The 17,875-nt window shown below is 62.6% G+C and carries 12 protein-coding genes and 2 pseudogenes; 7 read left to right on the forward strand and 7 right to left on the reverse strand.

The window, feature by feature from the left end:
* The first annotated feature begins 250 nt into the window (after positions 1–250).
* The 5 genes and pseudogenes from RAM15_RS07860 (at position 251) to RAM15_RS07880 (ending at position 7,598) form a co-directional block, all read left to right on the forward strand.
* A pseudogene (locus RAM15_RS07860) lies at positions 251–2,498 on the forward strand (RNA degradosome polyphosphate kinase).
* A 61-nt stretch (positions 2,499–2,559) separates the two neighbouring features.
* The gene (locus RAM15_RS07865) at positions 2,560–3,639 is read left to right on the forward strand and encodes an NUDIX hydrolase (RefSeq protein WP_306221439.1); all 1,080 of its coding nucleotides are present in this window, start codon (positions 2,560–2,562) and stop codon (positions 3,637–3,639) included.
* Positions 3,640–3,652: 13 nt separating this feature from the next.
* Positions 3,653–4,348 (forward strand): hypothetical protein, encoded by a 696-nt coding sequence (locus RAM15_RS07870; protein WP_024626983.1) that lies wholly within the window; start codon positions 3,653–3,655, stop codon positions 4,346–4,348.
* Between the two features lie 247 nt (positions 4,349–4,595).
* The gene (gene upp / locus RAM15_RS07875) at positions 4,596–5,234 is read left to right on the forward strand and encodes a uracil phosphoribosyltransferase (protein ID WP_110413538.1); all 639 of its coding nucleotides are present in this window, start codon (positions 4,596–4,598) and stop codon (positions 5,232–5,234) included.
* Between the two features lie 291 nt (positions 5,235–5,525).
* On the forward strand, positions 5,526–7,598 hold the full coding sequence (locus RAM15_RS07880) for an ABC transporter permease (RefSeq protein ID WP_306221440.1): 2,073 nt from the start codon (positions 5,526–5,528) through the stop codon (positions 7,596–7,598).
* Here RAM15_RS07880 and RAM15_RS07885 read toward each other — a convergent pair.
* Positions 7,567–8,649: a glycerophosphodiester phosphodiesterase family protein gene (locus tag RAM15_RS07885; protein ID WP_306221441.1), complete on the reverse strand. Its 1,083-nt coding sequence runs from the start codon at positions 8,647–8,649 to the stop codon at positions 7,567–7,569. The genes RAM15_RS07880 and RAM15_RS07885 overlap by 32 nt on opposite strands.
* Positions 8,650–8,835: 186 nt before the next feature.
* On the opposite strand from RAM15_RS07885, the gene RAM15_RS07890 reads away from it, so the two are divergent.
* The gene (locus RAM15_RS07890) at positions 8,836–9,696 is read left to right on the forward strand and encodes an aldo/keto reductase (RefSeq protein WP_306221443.1); all 861 of its coding nucleotides are present in this window, start codon (positions 8,836–8,838) and stop codon (positions 9,694–9,696) included.
* 44 nt (positions 9,697–9,740) lie between these two features.
* Here the strand turns inward: RAM15_RS07890 and RAM15_RS07895 are convergent, their stop codons facing one another.
* The 5 genes and pseudogenes from RAM15_RS07895 to dnaB form a co-directional block, all read right to left on the reverse strand.
* The gene (locus RAM15_RS07895) at positions 9,741–11,450 is read right to left on the reverse strand and encodes an ABC1 kinase family protein (RefSeq protein WP_306222274.1); all 1,710 of its coding nucleotides are present in this window, start codon (positions 11,448–11,450) and stop codon (positions 9,741–9,743) included.
* Between the two features lie 213 nt (positions 11,451–11,663).
* Positions 11,664–11,915 (reverse strand): annotated as a pseudogene (locus tag RAM15_RS07900) (phasin family protein); the annotation flags it as partial.
* 147 nt (positions 11,916–12,062) lie between these two features.
* Complete coding sequence (locus RAM15_RS07905) at positions 12,063–12,863, reverse strand: type 1 glutamine amidotransferase (protein ID WP_306221444.1); 801 nt, start codon at positions 12,861–12,863, stop codon at positions 12,063–12,065.
* A 26-nt stretch (positions 12,864–12,889) separates the two neighbouring features.
* Complete coding sequence (locus RAM15_RS07910; RefSeq protein WP_306221445.1) at positions 12,890–14,281, reverse strand: Mur ligase family protein; 1,392 nt, start codon at positions 14,279–14,281, stop codon at positions 12,890–12,892.
* Positions 14,282–14,283: 2 nt separating this feature from the next.
* Positions 14,284–15,624: a replicative DNA helicase gene (gene dnaB / locus RAM15_RS07915; protein ID WP_045925168.1), complete on the reverse strand. Its 1,341-nt coding sequence runs from the start codon at positions 15,622–15,624 to the stop codon at positions 14,284–14,286.
* Between the two features lie 417 nt (positions 15,625–16,041).
* Here dnaB and RAM15_RS07920 point away from each other — a divergent pair, with 417 nt between their 5' ends.
* Complete coding sequence (locus tag RAM15_RS07920; RefSeq protein ID WP_372338684.1) at positions 16,042–17,433, forward strand: MATE family efflux transporter; 1,392 nt, start codon at positions 16,042–16,044, stop codon at positions 17,431–17,433.
* A 90-nt stretch (positions 17,434–17,523) separates the two neighbouring features.
* Here RAM15_RS07920 and RAM15_RS07925 read toward each other — a convergent pair whose 3' ends face one another.
* Positions 17,524–17,862, reverse strand: coding sequence for a P-II family nitrogen regulator (locus RAM15_RS07925; protein ID WP_306221447.1), 339 nt, complete (start codon positions 17,860–17,862; stop codon positions 17,524–17,526).
* Between the last annotated feature and the right edge of the window lie 13 nt (positions 17,863–17,875).

Here is a 17,875-nt window from a genome sequence, read left to right on the forward strand (position 1 = left end):
GGCCTGAAAACTGGCATAATGGCATATACAAGGACGGTTCGAGAACGCGGAAGCCCACAAAGTGTATGGCCACTAGGACCGATACGTTGGACGGGTGTATAAGACTTGACCGTTGCAACGATGATGTTGTGCAGAGATTCCATCTGGACCGACCTTGTGGGAACGGCCTCCTGCGGGGGGCCGTTCCTATTTATCCACAAGCTTTATCAACGATTGCAGAGGACGGCACCTGCGAATAAAGTGCTATGGTATGGTTCAGAAATTTGACGCACCCTCCAAGGCCTTGCTACGCAGCCAGATCGCGGAGCATATTGCCGAGACCGACGGCCAGGCACGGCATGTATCCAGGCACTCGGATCACCCGGTCTCGCCCTTGCCTGAGGACCGCTATTTCGACCGGGAGCTGAGCTGGCTCAAGTTCAACAAACGCGTGCTTGAACTGGCCGAAGACGAGAGCGTGCCCCTGCTGGAGCGCGCCAACTTCGCCGCCATCTTCGCCAGCAACCTCGATGAGTTCTTCATGGTCCGCGTGGCGGGTCTGAAGCGTCGCGTGGACACCGGCATCGCTGTGACGGCCGCCAGCGGAATGAGCCCCCGTCAACAACTGAGGGCCATCTCCGAGCAGGCGCACAAGCTGCAGGACGAGCATGCCCACTATGTCATCAACCACATTCTGCCGGATCTGGCCGCCGAAAGCATCATCCTGCTGAGCTGGACACAGCTGAGCAGCCAGGAGCAGGAACGGCTCACCAACTTCTTCCGTAATCAGGTCTTTCCGGTCCTGACCCCGCTGGCCGTCGACCCGGCCCACCCCTTCCCCTATATCTCAGGCAACTCCTTGAATCTGGCGGTCCTGGTGGAGAACCCGACCTCAGGCAAAACCCATTTCGCCCGCGTCAAGATTCCCGACAACCTCTCCCGTCTGGTTCCTGTGGACGATCTGACCGACGAGGAGGGCCGGGAGGAGCGCTACGGGTTCATCACCATGGAGAACCTGATCATCGCCCACTTGGAATACCTCTTCCCAGGCATGATCATCAAGGAGGCCCGCTCCTTCCCGCGTCACCCGCAACGAAGACATTGACGTAGAAGAGGACGACGCCGAAAATCTGCTCAACGCCATGGAGAAGGAGCTGCTGCAGCGTCGGTTCGGACCGCCCATCCGCCTGGAGATTTCCGACTCCGCTTCTCCCTTCCTCTCACAGCTGCTGGCCAGCAAGCTCCGGGTCAACCAGGAGGAGGTCTATCGACTGCCCGCACCCTTGGACTGCACGGTCCTGTTCGAGCTGCAGTCCATCGACCGGGCCGACCTCAAGTTTCGCCCCTTCATTCCCACCACCAACCGGCAGATAGCCGAGGTGGAATCCAGCCAGGCCCAAGACATCTTCGCCGCCATCCGCGAGCATGACATCCTCCTTCACCACCCCTATGACTCCTTCTCCACCTCGGTCCAGGCCTTCCTGGAGCAGGCGGCGGCCGATCCGCGAGTGCTGGCCATCAAGCAGACCCTCTACCGAACCTCGGGCAACTCGCCCATCATCAACGCCCTGGTGGATGCCGCTCACGCCGGCAAGCAGGTCCTGGCCCTGGTAGAGATCAAAGCCCGGTTTGATGAGGAGGCCAACATCGCCTGGGCTCGTCAGCTGGAACGAGCCGGCGTCCATGTGGTCTATGGAATCGTGGGGCTCAAGACCCACTGCAAACTTTCCCTGGTGGTCCGTCAGGAGCAGGACGGCCTGCGTCGTTACTGCCACGTAGGCACCGGCAACTACAACCCCAAGACCGCCCGCCAGTACACCGACCTGGGTCTGCTCACCTGTGACCCGGTGGTGGGACAGGACCTGACACGGCTTTTCAACCAGCTGTCAGGCTATGCGCCCAAGTCATCCTTCCACCGCCTATTGGTAGCCCCGCGCACAGTTCGCTCCGGGCTGCTGCAGCGGATCGCCCGCGAGGAAGAGACTGCCCTGAACGGCAAGCCTGCATGGATACGAATCAAGGTCAACTCCTTGGTGGACGAAAAGATCATCGACGCCCTCTACCGGGCCAGCCAGGCGGGGGTCCGCATCGACATCGTGGAGCGCGGCATCTGCGCCCTGAAGCCAGGCGTGCCCGGGCTGAGTGAGAACATCCGAGTCCACTCCATCCTGGGACGGTTCCTGGAGCACAGCCGCATCTTCGCCTTCGCCAACTCCCAGGGCCCCCAGATCGGCGAGGGTCCCCTGGCCGGTCCAGAAGTCTGGATAGGTTCTGCCGATCTGATGCACCGCAACCTGGACCGCCGTGTGGAGGCGCTGGTCCGCATCACTGCGCCCGAGCAGGTGCAGGGATTGATCGACTATGTGGATCTACAGATGGCCGACACTACCAGCTCCTGGCACATGCAGCCCGACGGCACCTACGTGCGCCACAGCCGCGATGACCAGGGCAAGCCTTTGGTCGACTCGCAGGAGTACCTGATCGACCGTCACGCCCGAACCCCCAGGGCCAGGCGATGATGATGCGCCTCCAGGCCGGCAGGTCCGCCGCCGAGGTGGACGATCAGGATGGCATCCGGCCATGAGCAGGACGGTCGAAGCAGCCGGAGCCATTCTCTACCGGTGGCGCACAAGCTTCCAGGGCTGGATGAAATTCAGCGACGACGGCCGGGCAGCCCCAGGAGCCAGCCCACGCTCCGACCTTGATGAGCTGGAGCTCTGCCTGGTTCATCGCCCCAAATACGACGACTGGAGCTGGCCCAAGGGCAAGCTGGAGAATCGTGAGACCCACATGCGGGCGGCCGTGCGCGAGGTGGGCGAGGAGACAGGCTGTCTTGTCCGTCTGGGGCCATACCTGGGAGATGCCGAATATCCCCTGAACAACGAGGGCCGACGCCGGGGCGGCAAGGGCGGCAGGCTCAAACATATCTGCTACTGGATGGCCACGCCGACCGACTCGGAACACGCCGCCGGTCAGAGCGCGCTGCTAGGACCCATCCACCGGCCTGATTCCAGGGAAGTCGACCAGATACGATGGGTCGGAGCCTCTGAAGCCCGCAAACTATTGACCCACCCAAGCGACAGAACCATATTGGACGCCTTCGTGGATCGGGTGGAGCAGGGTGGCATCCGGGCTCGTCAGTTGATCATCGTCCGCCACGGCAAGGCAGTGGCACGGAAGGAGTGGACAGGCAAGGATGCGAATCGTCCTCTGACCCCCAGGGGTGCCGGCACCTCTTACGCCCTGGCTCGGGAGCTGGCCTGCTTCGCGCCCGACCGGCTCCTGTCCTCACCTTGGATCCGCTGTGTGCAGACGTTGCGACCCTACGCCGACGAGGTAGGCCTGCCCATGGAGATGGTGGCCTGCCTGACGGAGTCCTCCTACCACCGCCGCCCGGAACAGGCCCACAGCTGGTTGGACAGGCAGATGGCCGACCTGCTGACAGGCAACAGAACCACTATGATCTGCATGCATCGCCCGGTCCTGGGGGGCATCTTCGAAAAGCTTCGCGGGCTGTGCTCCAGCGGATCACTGTCCAAACGGCTGCCTGACGACTCCCCCTTCATGCCCACCGGCAACGCCGTCGCCCTCAGTCTGACCGGCGACCCCAATCATCCGACCATCATCGACATACAGAAGGTGACTCCCATTGTCTACTGACAGCAACTCCAGAATCGGCTCATCCTCAATCCGCTCCTCCCGCACGGGATTCGTGGCATCCGGCACCGGAGCATCCAGGCCCTCACGCCCAGGCCAGCTGGACCCGGCCATCGCCGACCAGCTCTCCGGAGGCATGGATCCGCAGCAGATCAGCGAGATGAGCCACGTTTCGGCCGCCTCCCTGCTGGACCGGGTCCACCACAGCGCCGACCCCGTCATCGTAAAACGGGTTCTGACCCTGGTGGACCGCGAGGGCGTGGATGTCGTGGCCGAGCTCTGGAGCGATAGCGACCCCGACTCCCTGCCCGGCATTCTTTGGCGGCTCTACATGCTTCGCAGCTGGATGCGTAAGGACGCTGATGGAATCAGCCGGCTGTGGCGGCTGGGCGAACCCACCGACACCGCCGCATCAGCCATCGCCGGCGTGGACCAGGCGCCGGAGGCCGACGACATCATCCGAACCGCCGACTCCATCCTCTCGGGAGCCTTCACCGGCGACTTCGCCATAGCCCTGGAACGGGCCGGAGCCTTTTGCGACGTGATCGCCCGCGGCATCAAGACCACCATCCGGGATGCCCAGAGCCGGCAGCTGGACGGTCAGGAGGCCAAGGAGGTGGACGCGGCCCAGCGCACCGTCAACTCCCTTAATCAGACGGCCCGTGACTTCATGCGGGGCGCATCACTCTGGCGGCGGGGACGGCTGGAGTAGAACCCGCCACCCTTTCAAGCCGGAAGCGTAAGCGCGCCGTGAGCGCAGATCAGGCCCGGCATGCCCTACAATGGGGACTGCGCCGGACCATGGCTAAGCCCCGGGCTCCGTTTGTTGCCGCTGCGAGCGGCGTTTGCGCCGACAGGCGCTTGCATGGTTCGGCGTTTTCATTTCCATTCCCAAATCAAAGACAGCATGGCTTGCCGGTCGCTACCAGAAGCCGACCCGCTGAGCTACGCTGAGAGGTATGGAACTTCACGTACTGGAACACCCGCTGATCGAGCACAAGCTGACCGTACTGCGGGACAAAAACACCCCTTCCAACACCTTCCGCGAGCTGATCAGCGAACTGGTCATGCTTGAGGCTTACGAGGCCACCCGCAATCTGGACATCGAGGATCACCCCATCGAGACCCCGGTCGCTCCCATGGTGGGCAAGAAGCTCTGCTCCCCGCGTCCTATGGTGGTCCCCATCCTGCGCGCCGGACTGGGCATGCTTGACGGCATGACCCGGCTGCTGCCCACGGCCGAGGTCGGATTCCTTGGTCTCAAGCGCGACGAGAACACCCTGGACATCATCACCTACGCCAACCGCCTGCCGGAGGACCTCTCTGGACGTCAGTGCTTCCTGCTGGATCCCATGCTGGCCACCGGTGGAACCCTGATCGCCGCCACCAACTACCTGGCCGAGCGCGGCGCCAAGGACGTGACCTCCATCAACATCCTGGCCGCTCCCGAGGGCCTGAACCGCCTCAAGGAGGAGATGGACCCCTCCATCAACCTCAAGGTGGTGGTCTGCGCAGTCGATCAGAAACTGAACGAGCACGCCTACATCGTGCCAGGCCTGGGCGATGCCGGCGACCGCCTTTACGGCGTCATCGACTGAGCCAATAAATTGACAGGGGCACAGACCCCAAATCTTCCGAGGATCCGAACTTTGCATAGTTCGGATCCTTTTTTCAATCACTTTCTGTGGCAGACTTTGCTGATGACACTCGGCAATGTGGTCATTTTGTCCGTGCTCTTCCTGCCATCTCGTACCCTATGCCAAGCACACAATCGCTCATCGCCACCCTGGTTCTCCCCTGGTCTGACCCTGAAAACACCCTGAGCGGGCTATCTCCCGGTGTTGCAATAAGAACAGCAGCAGCATTCAAGGGCGAGAAAGGAGCACACCATGGAGGGCAAGTCCCTTTCCCTAGGTGGATCACTGGCAGGAACCGGAGCCTCAGGACCGATGGGTGGGGGTGGCTCGCACACCGCAGGTCGAACCAAGGCACGCACTCCTGGCCTGGCCTCCCTGGTGCGATCCTTTCTGCATGAGCATCGGTCCTCCTACACGGTCATGGTCCTGGCAGTCATGGCCGCTTCAGTCCTTACCAGCGCCTGGGCCCAGGTAGCCATTGCCGCTCGGAAGGGCGACGGGATGCCGGATACACGCGCATTGAATTCCTACGACCGCGCTATGACCCTGTCCTTGCAAGACGGCGCTTCACAGATATCCATAATGTACGCCTGCATATGCGGGTTCGTCTCCATCTTCCTCGTCATCACTTCCGTAGGGTTCCTGATCGAGCGCCGTCGTCGTGAATATGCCATGATGCGGCTTTCGGGCGCCTCTCCCCGCACGGTGAGGCTCATCTCCCTGTTGGAATTCATGATTCCGGTAGGTTTGGCCGCCCTCATAGGCAGTTCGGCGGGATGCCTGCTGGTGCCCGCATTCGCCAAGTCTCTGATCAACTCAGGTCTTGAAGCCTTGGAAATGACCGCACATCCCCACCCTATGGGAATCGTCTTCGCCTTCGCTGGGATACTCCTGGCAGGCCTCCTAGGAACCTGGTTCGCCGCCAGAAGGATTACCGCCATCTCTCCCATCGAGGCTTTGCAGGACTCAGAAAATCGGTCGGGAACCAAATCAATTGGTCCTCTTCGCCTGATAATCGCCCTGGCCGGCCTGGCTGGAGGACTGGCCATGGTCTATCACCGCTTCAACGGCATGGACATTGAAATCCAGATCCTGGCCTCGACCGGCTGCCTGCTCGTCATCATCGGCGCCCTGACCCCTGTCCTGGTTCCGGCCTGCGCCAACCTGATCGGCATCCCCTTCCAACTGGCTTTCCGAGGTGCAGGTCTCCTGGCGCGGCAAAGGGCGCGGAAGGAAAACCGGAGCTCTACCGCCATCGCAGTGCCGATCATACTGATGCTGGTCATCGTGACCGGAATAATAGCCCTAGGACGGTCCAGCTGGGCGCAAGAAGCCATAAGCCGGTATAAGCCGGTCGCTGCCGAAGTCATGGTCACAACAGATACCAAAGACACCAGGGATTTGGACCGGCAACTTCGCTCGTCCGCAGATGTGGGATCCGCCGTCACCTACAGCAAAGAATCTTGGAGAAGAGCAGGTAACACAGACAGCAAAAGCGATGCACCTTTCATAAGCGCCATGCACATCAACAAAAGCGGCAAGGCGCTTGACACGATCAGTCCTGCTTTCATCACAGGCTCGGCTGCAGACCTGGGACCAGGTAAGGTCGCCGTCACATCGAAAGGCCACAGTCAGGAAAAGAATCCCCTCGGACGCACGCTGACCTTAATCGACAAAAACGAAAAGCGTCACACGCTGACCATCACCGCCATTGTTGACATGACACCGACAGGGCAGACAGGCGAATACCTGATCATGGATGACAGCCTGTCACAACTGGCTCCCGACAACAGAGGGTTGACCACCCTAGCCAGGACCACCCCAGGAGTGCGGACAGACGATCTGATCAGTCAACTCAACGCTTCATGGGACAGGAAGGGCATCAAAGCCTGCACCAAGAAAGAGTACATTCGTTCCGACATCCAAAGGTCACAGGAGGTGCAGCGGGCCATGCCCCAGATAGCGAGCGGGGCCATCGTCCTGACGGCCATCTTCCTGATCCAGGCATGCGCCATCGCAGTCAATGAGCGCCGCCAGGAGAACCGAAGGATGCAGGCTGCCGGTGTTTCACGTGGAACATTGGTCTGCTCCTCGATTTGGGAGTCAGTAATCGATGCCCTTTCGGCCACCCTGCTTTCAGCCCTGGCCATGGCGGGGGTGCTGGCCGTCATCTTCCATCAGTTGTCCGGCCAAGTGGACATGAGCGTCGTGCCTCTCCCCTACGGCTACTTCCTGACCATGGCACTCTGGGCGATAGGCCTGGCCGCTGCAGCCTCCGGGCTGCATAGCTGGTTCAGCTCTCGGGCAGATACGACTCGAAGATAATCCCATCAAAGTCCGGACTGGCCTCCTCCTGCGCATGCTCGGAGCGGACGGTCCAGGCGATGGGCGTTCCACCTAGGAACCGATAGAGACGCATGGGCAGTGAGTGCCCGCTGTGCCACTCGCAGGCCACGAAGTCCGGCCGCCCCAGCCAGTTGAAGAGGAGGGACCCGGCCATCCAGCGCAGGGCTGAGGAGCGCGAATCCACCCGGCCATGGTAGGGGGCGACCAGTTGCCCCCTGGTGACGCCTGGGTGGTGAACCCGATACCAGGCAAGGGCCAGGACGTTGAAGGACTCAATTACATAGGGGCCCTGGTACCTGGACAGGAGGGCATCGGTCCGACGCATGAGCTCCCGATCCAAGCCCCTGTCCATCTTGATCTCGACGACCAAGGGTACCCGGCCATCCACCAGAGCGAGCACCTCGGACAGCAGAGGCACATGCTGCGCCTCGGGATCGTTGAGGCCCCCGTCCCCGCCCTCCGTTTCGGGACCGCCATCGTGGTCGGCAGAGCCAGGAATTCCTTCCCCGAACTCAAAAGCCTGGGCAGGGCTTGGGCACAGGGGGATCCTCTGCAGCTGATCGTAAGTCAAATCAGCCACCGCTCGATTGACGCCCGCCACCCGCTGCAGGTCTCCATCGTGGATGACCACCACCTGGCCGTCCCGGCTGAGATGGACATCCAGCTCGATCCCGTAACCGGCCCTGCAGGCCGCCTCGAAGGCAGCCAGCGAATTTTCGGGCGCCACCACCCGGTGGGATTTGGCCGGAACCGAAGCGTGCTTGCCCGAGGGTCTGCCGGATGCAACCTTCAGACAGTCATGAATACGCTGCAAGTAGGCGGTCTGACCAGGGTTGGGATTGGTCGTCTCCATCCCCGAGCCAGCGTCGTGCAGGCCCCTGTGCGCATAGGGGTGCAAGGACAGGCCTACAGGCTTTCTTCGGCCCGCAACCACCGAAAGGCCGGGGGCCAGAGCCCAACTCCAGGCCCCTAAAACCCCCAATCCCAGACCCAGTGCGACCTTGCCGGCCAATCGTGCTTTGGACCCCATCATCGCCTCCAGCCATCAGCTACTTCACTACCCACGCTACTAGCATCGCAGGAGGCTGGACGCGCTTTGCTGAGCTTGACTTCAAGCTGCTTGAAGGCCCTATCCTTGAACAAGCAGATCAGAGAGGCACGCTCCCGCCTTTAGCCAACTCCGTCGAGCAATCTGCCAAGAAAGAAGCGCAATACCATGCAGAATGATTTATCCGCCTCCGTCCCGTCCGTTAAGCTCAACAACGGCGTCCTCATGCCTATGGAAGGCTTCGGGGTCTACCAGATCGCCGACCTGGACGAGTGCCGCCGCTCGGTTCTGGACGCCCTGGAGACCGGGTACCGGGCCATCGACACGGCCCAGGCCTATGGAAACGAGCAGGCCGTCGGAGATGCCCTGGCCCAGAGCGGCCTCGACCGCGACCAGGTCTTCCTGACCACCAAGGTCTGGATCACCAACTACGGATACGACAAGACCAAGGCCTCAGTCGAGGAGTCCATGAAGAAGCTGGGCACTGACCACCTGGACCTGGTCCTCCTTCACCAGCCCTTCAACGACTACTACGCAGCCTGGCACGCCCTTGAGGACCTCTACGACCAGGGTGTCCTGCGGGCCATCGGCGTCTCGAACTTCTACGCCGACCGCTATGTGGACCTGGTCAAGTTCAACAGAATCGTCCCTGCCGTCAACCAGCTGGAGACCCATGTCTTCCACCAGCGCCCCCAGGAACGCACCTACATGGACAAGTACGGCACCCGGATCGAATCCTGGGGACCTTTCGCCGAGGGACGCCAGGGGATGTTCACCAACCCGACATTGACCGAGATCGGGCAGGCTCACGGCCGGACCGCTGCCCAGGTAGCCCTGCGCTTCCTGGTTCAGGACGGGGTCATCGTCATCCCCAAGACCACCCACCGCGAGCGCATGCGTGAGAACCTCGCCATCTGGGACTTCCAGCTCAGCGACCAAGAGATGGACCGGTTGCGGGCCATGGACACCGGCAAATCCGCCTTCATGAACCATGAGGATCCTGAGACCGTGGAGGATTTCGCCAACTGATTCAGCATCTGACAGTATCTGTGCAGGATGGACGGGCTCTCGGCCTAGGCTTCGCCGTTGCGTCGCCGACGCTTGAGGGCCCGGTGCTTGATCAGGATGTCCAGGACTATCCAGATCGAAAGAATGAAGGCCACCACGTACCCCAGCATGCTGACCACCGGGATGCCGAAGACCACTGGCTTGACGCGGGCGAAGTAGACGATTGAAGAGCCCACATAGAGTCCGACGACAATGAGGGCCATGGTCAGTCTGTTGACCATGTCGGACAGCTGCTGCAGAGGTTCCTCGGAGCCTACCAGCTGCACATTGGCGCGCAGCTGGCCCCGGGTCAGCATCTTGGTCGCGGTCTGGGACTCAGCCAGGGCGCCCAAAAGGCCGTGCAGGGCCAGGTCGCCCTGGATGCCCAGCTTCCGGGCCTCCTCCTTGAGGATGGACCCCGTGCTCTGGCTATAGGCGACATGATCAGTGATGATCTGCACGATGTTGGCCTCAGGCAGGAACTCGTCCAAGAGTCCTTCAAGGGTGACCAGGCACCGCGCCACCATGGTGACCGACCCCGGCACCTTGATGCCATGCCGGGCGGCCAGCTTCATCACGGCATTGACGTATTCGGCGATGTCCAGATCGGCCAGATCCAGCTTGCCGAACCGCTGGACGACCGCATCCAGGTCGGCAAGGAGATAAGGGTAGTCCTCGGCTCTGGCCTCTCCCGTACCGGCGAAACGGAGCAGCCCCTGGGCCAGGGCTGGTGAATCCTCGCGGCCTACTGCAAAAATCATGTCCTTCAAAGCCGATTTGGTCACCTCGTCCAGGCGGCCGACCATTCCCAGGTCGATCAGCACTATGGAACCATCGCGGATGATGATGTTGCCGGGGTGCGGATCGGCGTGGAAGAAGCCCCGGTCCATGATCTGGGTGGCATAGTTGTCGACCAGCTTGGTGCCGATCTCCTTCAGGTCATAGCCCTGGGCCACCAGCTGGGCGGGCCGTGAGAGCGATATCCCGTCGATGTACTCCATCACCACCACATGCCTGGTGCAAAGCTCAGGATAGGGCTTCGGGCAGTCGATGTAGGCGTATGAGTCGCAAAAATCCTTGAACTCCGCCAGATTGGCGGCCTCCTGCTGGAAGTCGACCTCGGACTGGAAGGTCTCCCAGAGCTCCTCGACCACCCCGCGGATGTCGATCACCTGGGTGCTGCGGACGAACCGGGAGGCCCACTTGACCATGCTGCGCAGGATGTCGATGTCCTGGGCCATGGTCTCTTGAATCCCTGGGCGCTGGACCTTGACGGCCACGTCCTCACCGCTGACCAGGCGGGCCCGGTGCACCTGCGCCAGGGAAGCCGACCCCAAGGGAACAGGGTCTATGGAGGAGAAGATCTGGCCGAGCGGACGGCCATACTCGGCGGCCAGGGTGCTGGTCACCACGGAATACGGGATGGGATCCGCGTCGGCGCGCAGCTTGGAGAGCTCACGGCAAAAGGCCTCCGGCAGGATCTCCGAACGCATGGAGAGAATCTGGCCCACCTTGACGAAAGTGGGCCCAAGCGCCTCGAACAGTCGACGCATGGTGACCGGAGTCAGCCCGTGGATGATGTCGAACCGGTTGGCGATGCGGATCATCTCAGCCAGTCGACGGGCCCTGCCACGCCTGTGCCGGATCCTTCCTGCCGTCCCCTGCCGCTCTCCCGTGCCGACCCCAAAGAGGCCAATGGTCTGCACCGGGGCATCATGTCCGTTCATGGCATCCATACTCACCACTCACCTGCGTCCTTTATCCGCATGGCCGACCAGCGGCAGACATTCCGGCGCAGACGACCGACGCTGACAGTAATTGACTGCCTTTCAGCCCTGCTGACCTGCAATGGGATCATTGGAGGTGATGGGGATGGACCCGGACCGACGATTCGGCATTGGCGCCAAGGGATCATGGTCGGGACGACGGGGGTCAGGAGCAACATGGGTCGCAGGCCTGGGCGCGCCAGCGGCCGGTGCAGGAGCGCTGTCAGCAGGAGCGGGAGCAGGTGCAGGAGCGGGAGGGGTCTTCCTGTTCCGTTTGAGCTCAGTGTTGAGAATCTTCCCCTGCTCGACTGTCAGCTCGCCCTTCTTCACCAGGCTGTCGATGACCTCCTGGCCCTTCTCCACGCCTGTGGCCAGCGCTCCAATGCCAGCCAGAAGCACCTTGTGCAATCCGTCACCGATATGCAAATCCGACATGATATGCCTCCCAGCATTCATACGCCCTTGAAGTACCGGGCCCTTTTGACCGCCAAGAGACGAGCGGCCGTCTCTCTTTACAGTCTAGCTGGTTATCATTGACCGATCCGGTTCAACACCATGGCAAGAGGAACCGCAGGCTCCTCTTCATCTGGGCCTTGATGCGGCAATTCGGCTGGCCTGATCGGCCAGGGAGTCCAGACGCTCCAGCTCGCTCCGGCTCTTCTGGTCCATGGCTTCCTGCATCTGGGCGAACGTGCCCTGGCCGTACCGCCTTTCGGCCGCACCCTTGATAAGGAAGTCCGTGATGGCCGGGTTCTTCGGCAGCAGCGACCCGTGCATGTAGGTGCCGATGACCTTCTTCCATCGGGCCCCCTCCGTGTGGTCCTTGCCGTTGTTGCCGCGGCCATCCTCGGTCACCATGCCCAGGGGATGGGCCCCCTCCCCCAGATAGGTCAGGCCCGAGTGGTTCTCGTAGCCAACCACTCTGCCGAAGTCCTCTGCCTGCTCCACCAGATTGCCGATCATCCGCTCGGGCTGGGCGATGGTGTGCACGTCAAGGATACCGACCCCCTCCAGGCGCTCATGGTCGGAGGTCTCGAAATAATGGCCAAAGAGCTGATAGAGCCCGCAGATCATCAGCATGGGCACATCCTGGTCAGCCAGATCACGCAGATCCCCGCCCCGATTCCTCAGGTCGTCGATGATCCGTTCCTGGCCATGGTCCTGGCCGCCGCCGCCCAGAATCATATCGATCCGCTCGGGCCAGGCATCACCGGGATCGTAATAGCGGACCATGGGGCGGAACCCGTACAGCTCAGCCCTGCGGGTCACGCTGAGTATGTTCCCAGAATCCCCGTAGATGTTCATGTCACGGTGGTAGAGGGAGAGGATCTGCAATGGCGGATGGTCTCCCACAGCCTTGGCCTTATCCTGTGTCTGCAGCATTCCTGCGCTCCTTTTGGTCCGCTCGCTCATGCGCCCACCCCGGCATCGTCAACGCTCGTGATCCTGCCGAGGGCAGATCGGAGCCGGAGCATGGATGTGTAAGTGCAGTAGATTCGCTTGGGTCGGCCGGGATGCACCTCAAGGAATGCTGTCAGCGCCCGATCCAGGTCGGTCTCGATCGCCTCCGTGGGCACCTGGTCATAGGCCAGGCGCAGGGCCATGTCATAAGCCCGGGTGCCGGAGACCATGGCCACGCCGGTATCCCTGAGCGAGGTGAAGTCCACATCCCAGAGCCAGCTCATGTCACGCCCGTCCGCATACTCGTCGCGGATGGCGATCATGGTGTCCTGGCCGGCAGGGTTGAAGGAGGACAGGGCCAGGCGGAAGCCCATGGGGTTCTTGACCAGGACCAGCTCAACCGGCGCGCCCCGGTAGGTGATGACCTCCCCGCGGCCGAAGGCGGGCGTCACCTTGGACAGGGCGTCCATGAGCGCCGCATCATCAGGCTCCCTGTCCTCCAGAACGACCCTCACCAGCGCCAGGGCAGCGGCCGCATTGTAGAGGTTGTAGACGCCCTCCAGACGCAGAGCGGTCTCCAGGAGCCGACCGTCCAGGCGGAAGGCGGCCCTGTGGTCCATGACCCTTTCCAGGGTGACCTCGGCTGGCAGCCGGTGACCGGGGCGGACCGGGCGGGAAGCGCTGGCCGCACCGGCACCATCGGCACCCCGATCCGAGGCATGCATGTCGTCATCGGTGGGGAAATAGCTCAGCAGATCGTCCGACAGGCCGAAGTAGGCCACACCGGTCTGGGCCGGCGTCTGAGCAGCCAGGCTGGCGATGCGTGGATCCTCCCGGTTGAGGACCACCGTGCCCGTGGTGGCCTGGGCCACCTGACCCAGCAGCCGGGCAGTAGTATCGATTTCCCCGAACCGGTCCAGCTGGTCACGCATGACATTGAGCAGGAGGGCGTAGCGGGGCTTGACCTGCCGCACAAAGTGGACCGCATAGGCCTCGTCCAGCTCCAGGACGGCAATGTCAGCGTGCAGACGGCCGGAGAGCCCCAGAGTGGAAACCAAGGCCGAGACCACGCCACGGGTGAAGTTGGACCCGGTCGGATTGGTGAAGACCTTGAGGCCCAGGGATTCCAGCATGGAGGCGACCATTCGGGTGGTGGTGGTCTTGCCGTTGGTCCCCGAGACCAGAACCACCCCGCGAGGCAGCCCCGACAGGGTCCTGGCCAGGAAGCCCGGGTCGATCCGCTCCACCACCTTGCCAGGCAGGGCCGAACCGCCGTGATGGGACAGGCGCGAAACGTGGCGCACCGCCTTGCCGACCAGAAGGGCCAGGAGCGAGCGCCAAGGCCGACGGGGACGACCGGGCTGATCGGCAGGCTGCGCCTTGGAAGTCTTGGACCGCATGATCAGACCCCTCCCTGCTGGTAGTCCTGGGGCATGTCCTTGAACTTGGACTTCTCGCCCAGGAAGGCCAGCTTGAAGGTGTCGGTGGGGCCGTTGCGGTGCTTGGCCAGAATGATGTCGGCCTCCCCCGGGCGGTCCTCCTTGTTGTAGAAGTCCGGCCGGTGGACCAGGAAGACCACGTCGGCATCCTGCTCGATGGATCCCGATTCACGCAGGTCGGAGAGCATGGGCTTCTTGTCGTTGCGCATCTCGGGACCACGGTTGAGCTGGCTCAGCGCCACCACCGGGACCTCCAGCTCCTTGGCCAGCAGCTTCAGGGCGCGCGAGAAGTCGGAGACCTCCTGCTGGCGGGATTCGACCCGCTTGCCCGAGGTCATCAGCTGCAGGTAGTCGATGACCACCAGCTTCAGGTCGTTGGTCTGCTTGAGGCGACGGCACTTGGCGCGGATCTCCATCAGGCTCATGTTGGGCGAATCGTCCAGGAAAAGCGGGGCGTCCTGGAGTCTGCTCCAGAAGGTGTTCAGGGTGTTCCAACGCTCAGGGGTGATGTCGTCCGCCCGGCGCAGGGCGACCAGGGGGATGTCGGTCTCGGCCGAGATGATGCGCTGGGCCAGCTCGTTCTTGCTCATCTCCAGGGAGAAGACCACTGTGGTCATGTTGTTGTGGAGGGCCGCGGCACGGGCGAAGTCGATGCCCAGGGTGGACTTGCCCATGGCGGGGCGGCCGGCCACCACGATCATCTGCCCGGGCTGCAGGCCCTGGGTCACGTCGTCGATGCTCTTGAAACCGGTGGGCACGCCCCGCTCCATGTCGCCGTTCTGCAGCTTGTCCAGCTGGTCCAGGGTGTCGTGGACGACCGGCCCGATGGCCTCATAATCCTGGCGGACCCTGCCCACGCTCATCTCGTAGACCTCGGCCTGGGCCAGGTTGACGATGTCCTCCGCCTGGGAGCCCTCGGCCGAGTAGCCCAGCTGGGCGATCTTGGTGCCGGCCGCGATCACATTGCGCAGGATGGCCCGCTGGTGGACGATTTCCGCATAGTAGGTGGCGTTGGCGGCTGTAGGGACCGAGGCCACCAGGGAGTGCAGATAGTCGGTGCCCCCCACCTTCTCCAGGTCCCCGGACTTGAGCAGCTCGTTGGCCACCAGGACCGCATCCACCGGCTGGGAGGCCGAGAAGAGGGTGACGATGGCCTCGTAGATGGTCTGATGCTTGGGCTGATAGAAGTCGGATATGTCGATCATCTGGCTGACCTCGCCGATGGCATCCTTGCTCATGAGCATGCCGCCCAGGACGGCCATCTCCGCATCGTCGTCATGCGGGGGCACCCGGTCGAAGAGCATGTCGCGGCCGGTCTGGGCATGTTCGGTGGGACGCTGTTCGGGGTGGGTGTAGTCGGTGTAATCGTCGGAAGCCATAGCCACGATTCTACGAAGAGGGCCGTCCTTGACAGCCCTGGGAAGCGGATTTCACCCAAGGCATTCACCAGGAGGCGCCGAGCTCTCTGGATGCAGCATAGAGTCGCTCCTGCATGTGTACAGAAAAATAAGTTATCCACATTCAAGGCGTGTCCTAGAGGACATGTGCGCAACTTATCCACCTCATGGGTATAACTCTGTGCAAAACTTGGGGACAGTCTTCCACATCATCAATCCAGCTTGCACTCAAGGCTGTTTGGTGATACGTCATCTGCCGGCAGGGCGTCCACGGACTGGCTTTCAGGGGTTGTGCATTCAGTCCAGAGCATTAGCATGGCGTCCATGCGCAGCCACAGGAACATTCCCGAAACCAAGACCGGATCAATCACGCCGGAAGAACGGCGGGCGACCTACCGGACCATTGCCGGACTGGCCATACCCACCTTCGGCCAGCTGATCGCCTCCCCGCTCTTCGTCATGATCGACACCGCCATCGTGGGCCACATCAGCGACTCGGCCCTGGCCGGGCTCTCCATCGGATCCACCGTGGTGCTGACCACTGTGGGCCTGTGCATCTTCCTGGCCTACGGGACCACCTCCCAGGTGGCCCGGCTCATGGGCGCCGGCCGCCGACGGGAGGGCATGCAGGCCGGTGTGGACGGCATGTGGCTGGCCTTCGTCATCGGCCTGGTCGTCTGCGCTGTTCTCCTGGCTTTGAGCCGGCCCATCTGCAGCCTGATGGGAGCCCGCGGACCGGTCCTGCAGGCGGCGCAGACCTATCTGAATGCCCTGGTCTTCGGCCTTCCGGCCATGCTCCTGGTCTACGCGGCCAACGGCATCTTCCGTGGATTGCAAAAGGTAAAGATCACCCTGGTGGCCGCCGTGTCGGGCGCTATCCTCAACACCGCTTTTGAGGTCCTTCTGGTCTTCGGTCTGCACATGGACATTCTGGGTTCGGGCCTGGCCACCCTGATCGCCGAGTGGGCCATGGGGCTCTTCCTGACCATCCCCGCCCTGGTCTGGGCCCGTCGGGAAGGCGCCCAGCTGCGGCCCCGGCTCTCAGGCATGGCGGCCAGCATGGGCGACGGCTTCCCGCTCTTCCTGCGGACCCTGGCCCTGCGGGTCTGCCTCTTTATGACCGTGGTGGCTGCGGCCCACCTTGGCGAGCAGGTGCTGGCGGCCTACCAGGGGGTCAACTCGGCCTGGAACTTCGGACTGAACATGCTGGACGCCGTGGGCATCGCCGGTCAATCCCTGGTAGCCACCGAGCTGGGCGCCGGACAGCGGTCGAGGGCACGGGTCATGACCGACCTGTCAGCCAAGGCCGGCATGGCCATGGGAGTGCTGGTCGGACTGGTCATGATCGCCCTAGGCCTCTTCGCCGCCCCCCTGTTCAGCCCAACGCCGGCCATCAGATCGCTGATCACCGTGGGCATGATCGTCCAGGGGGCCTTCATGCCCGTCGCCGGATGGATGTGGGCACTGGACGGGATCCTGATCGGAGCCGGGGACTATCGCTACCTGGCAGCCACCTGCTCCCTGACGGCTGTGATCTACGTGATCGGCCTGCTAGGCATGACTGCTCTGGCCGTGAACTGGACACCCACCTGGCGGATAGCCATGCTCTGGGCCGTGCTCAATGTTCTCTTCATCGGCGTCAGGGCCATCTGCAATGGCCTGAGAACGCGCACCGATGTCTGGATGGGAACAATCGACCAGGCCAGCCAAGCCTGAAGAGCCATAGAAAAAGCAGGACCCCGACTGCCGGACCATAAATCGGTCACAGCGACGGGATCCTGCGAAACTGGTCAGCGGGTAGCTGCCTCAGATGGCGTCGACGCCGGTCTCCCCGGTACGGACCCTGACCACCGAGTCCAGGGTCTGTACCCAGACCTTGCCGTCGCCCACGGTGTTGGTGGCAGCAGCCTGGACGATGGTGTCGACCAGCTCGTCAACACGGCGATCCTCGGTCAGTACCTCCAGGCGCACTTTGGGAACCAGATCCACCTTGACAGTGCTGCCCCGGTAGACCTCCTTATGGCCGCCCTGCCGGCCATAGCCCTGGGCTGTCGAGACGGTCATGCCATGCACGCCGACCTCGGTCAGGGCCTGTTTAATCTGATCCAGCCGCCCGGGCTGAATGATGGCGGTAATGAGTTTCATGCTGCCTTCCTTT

This window comes from Bifidobacterium asteroides, from assembly GCF_030758775.1.
Lineage (GTDB): Bacteria > Actinomycetota > Actinomycetes > Actinomycetales > Bifidobacteriaceae > Bombiscardovia > Bombiscardovia kimbladii.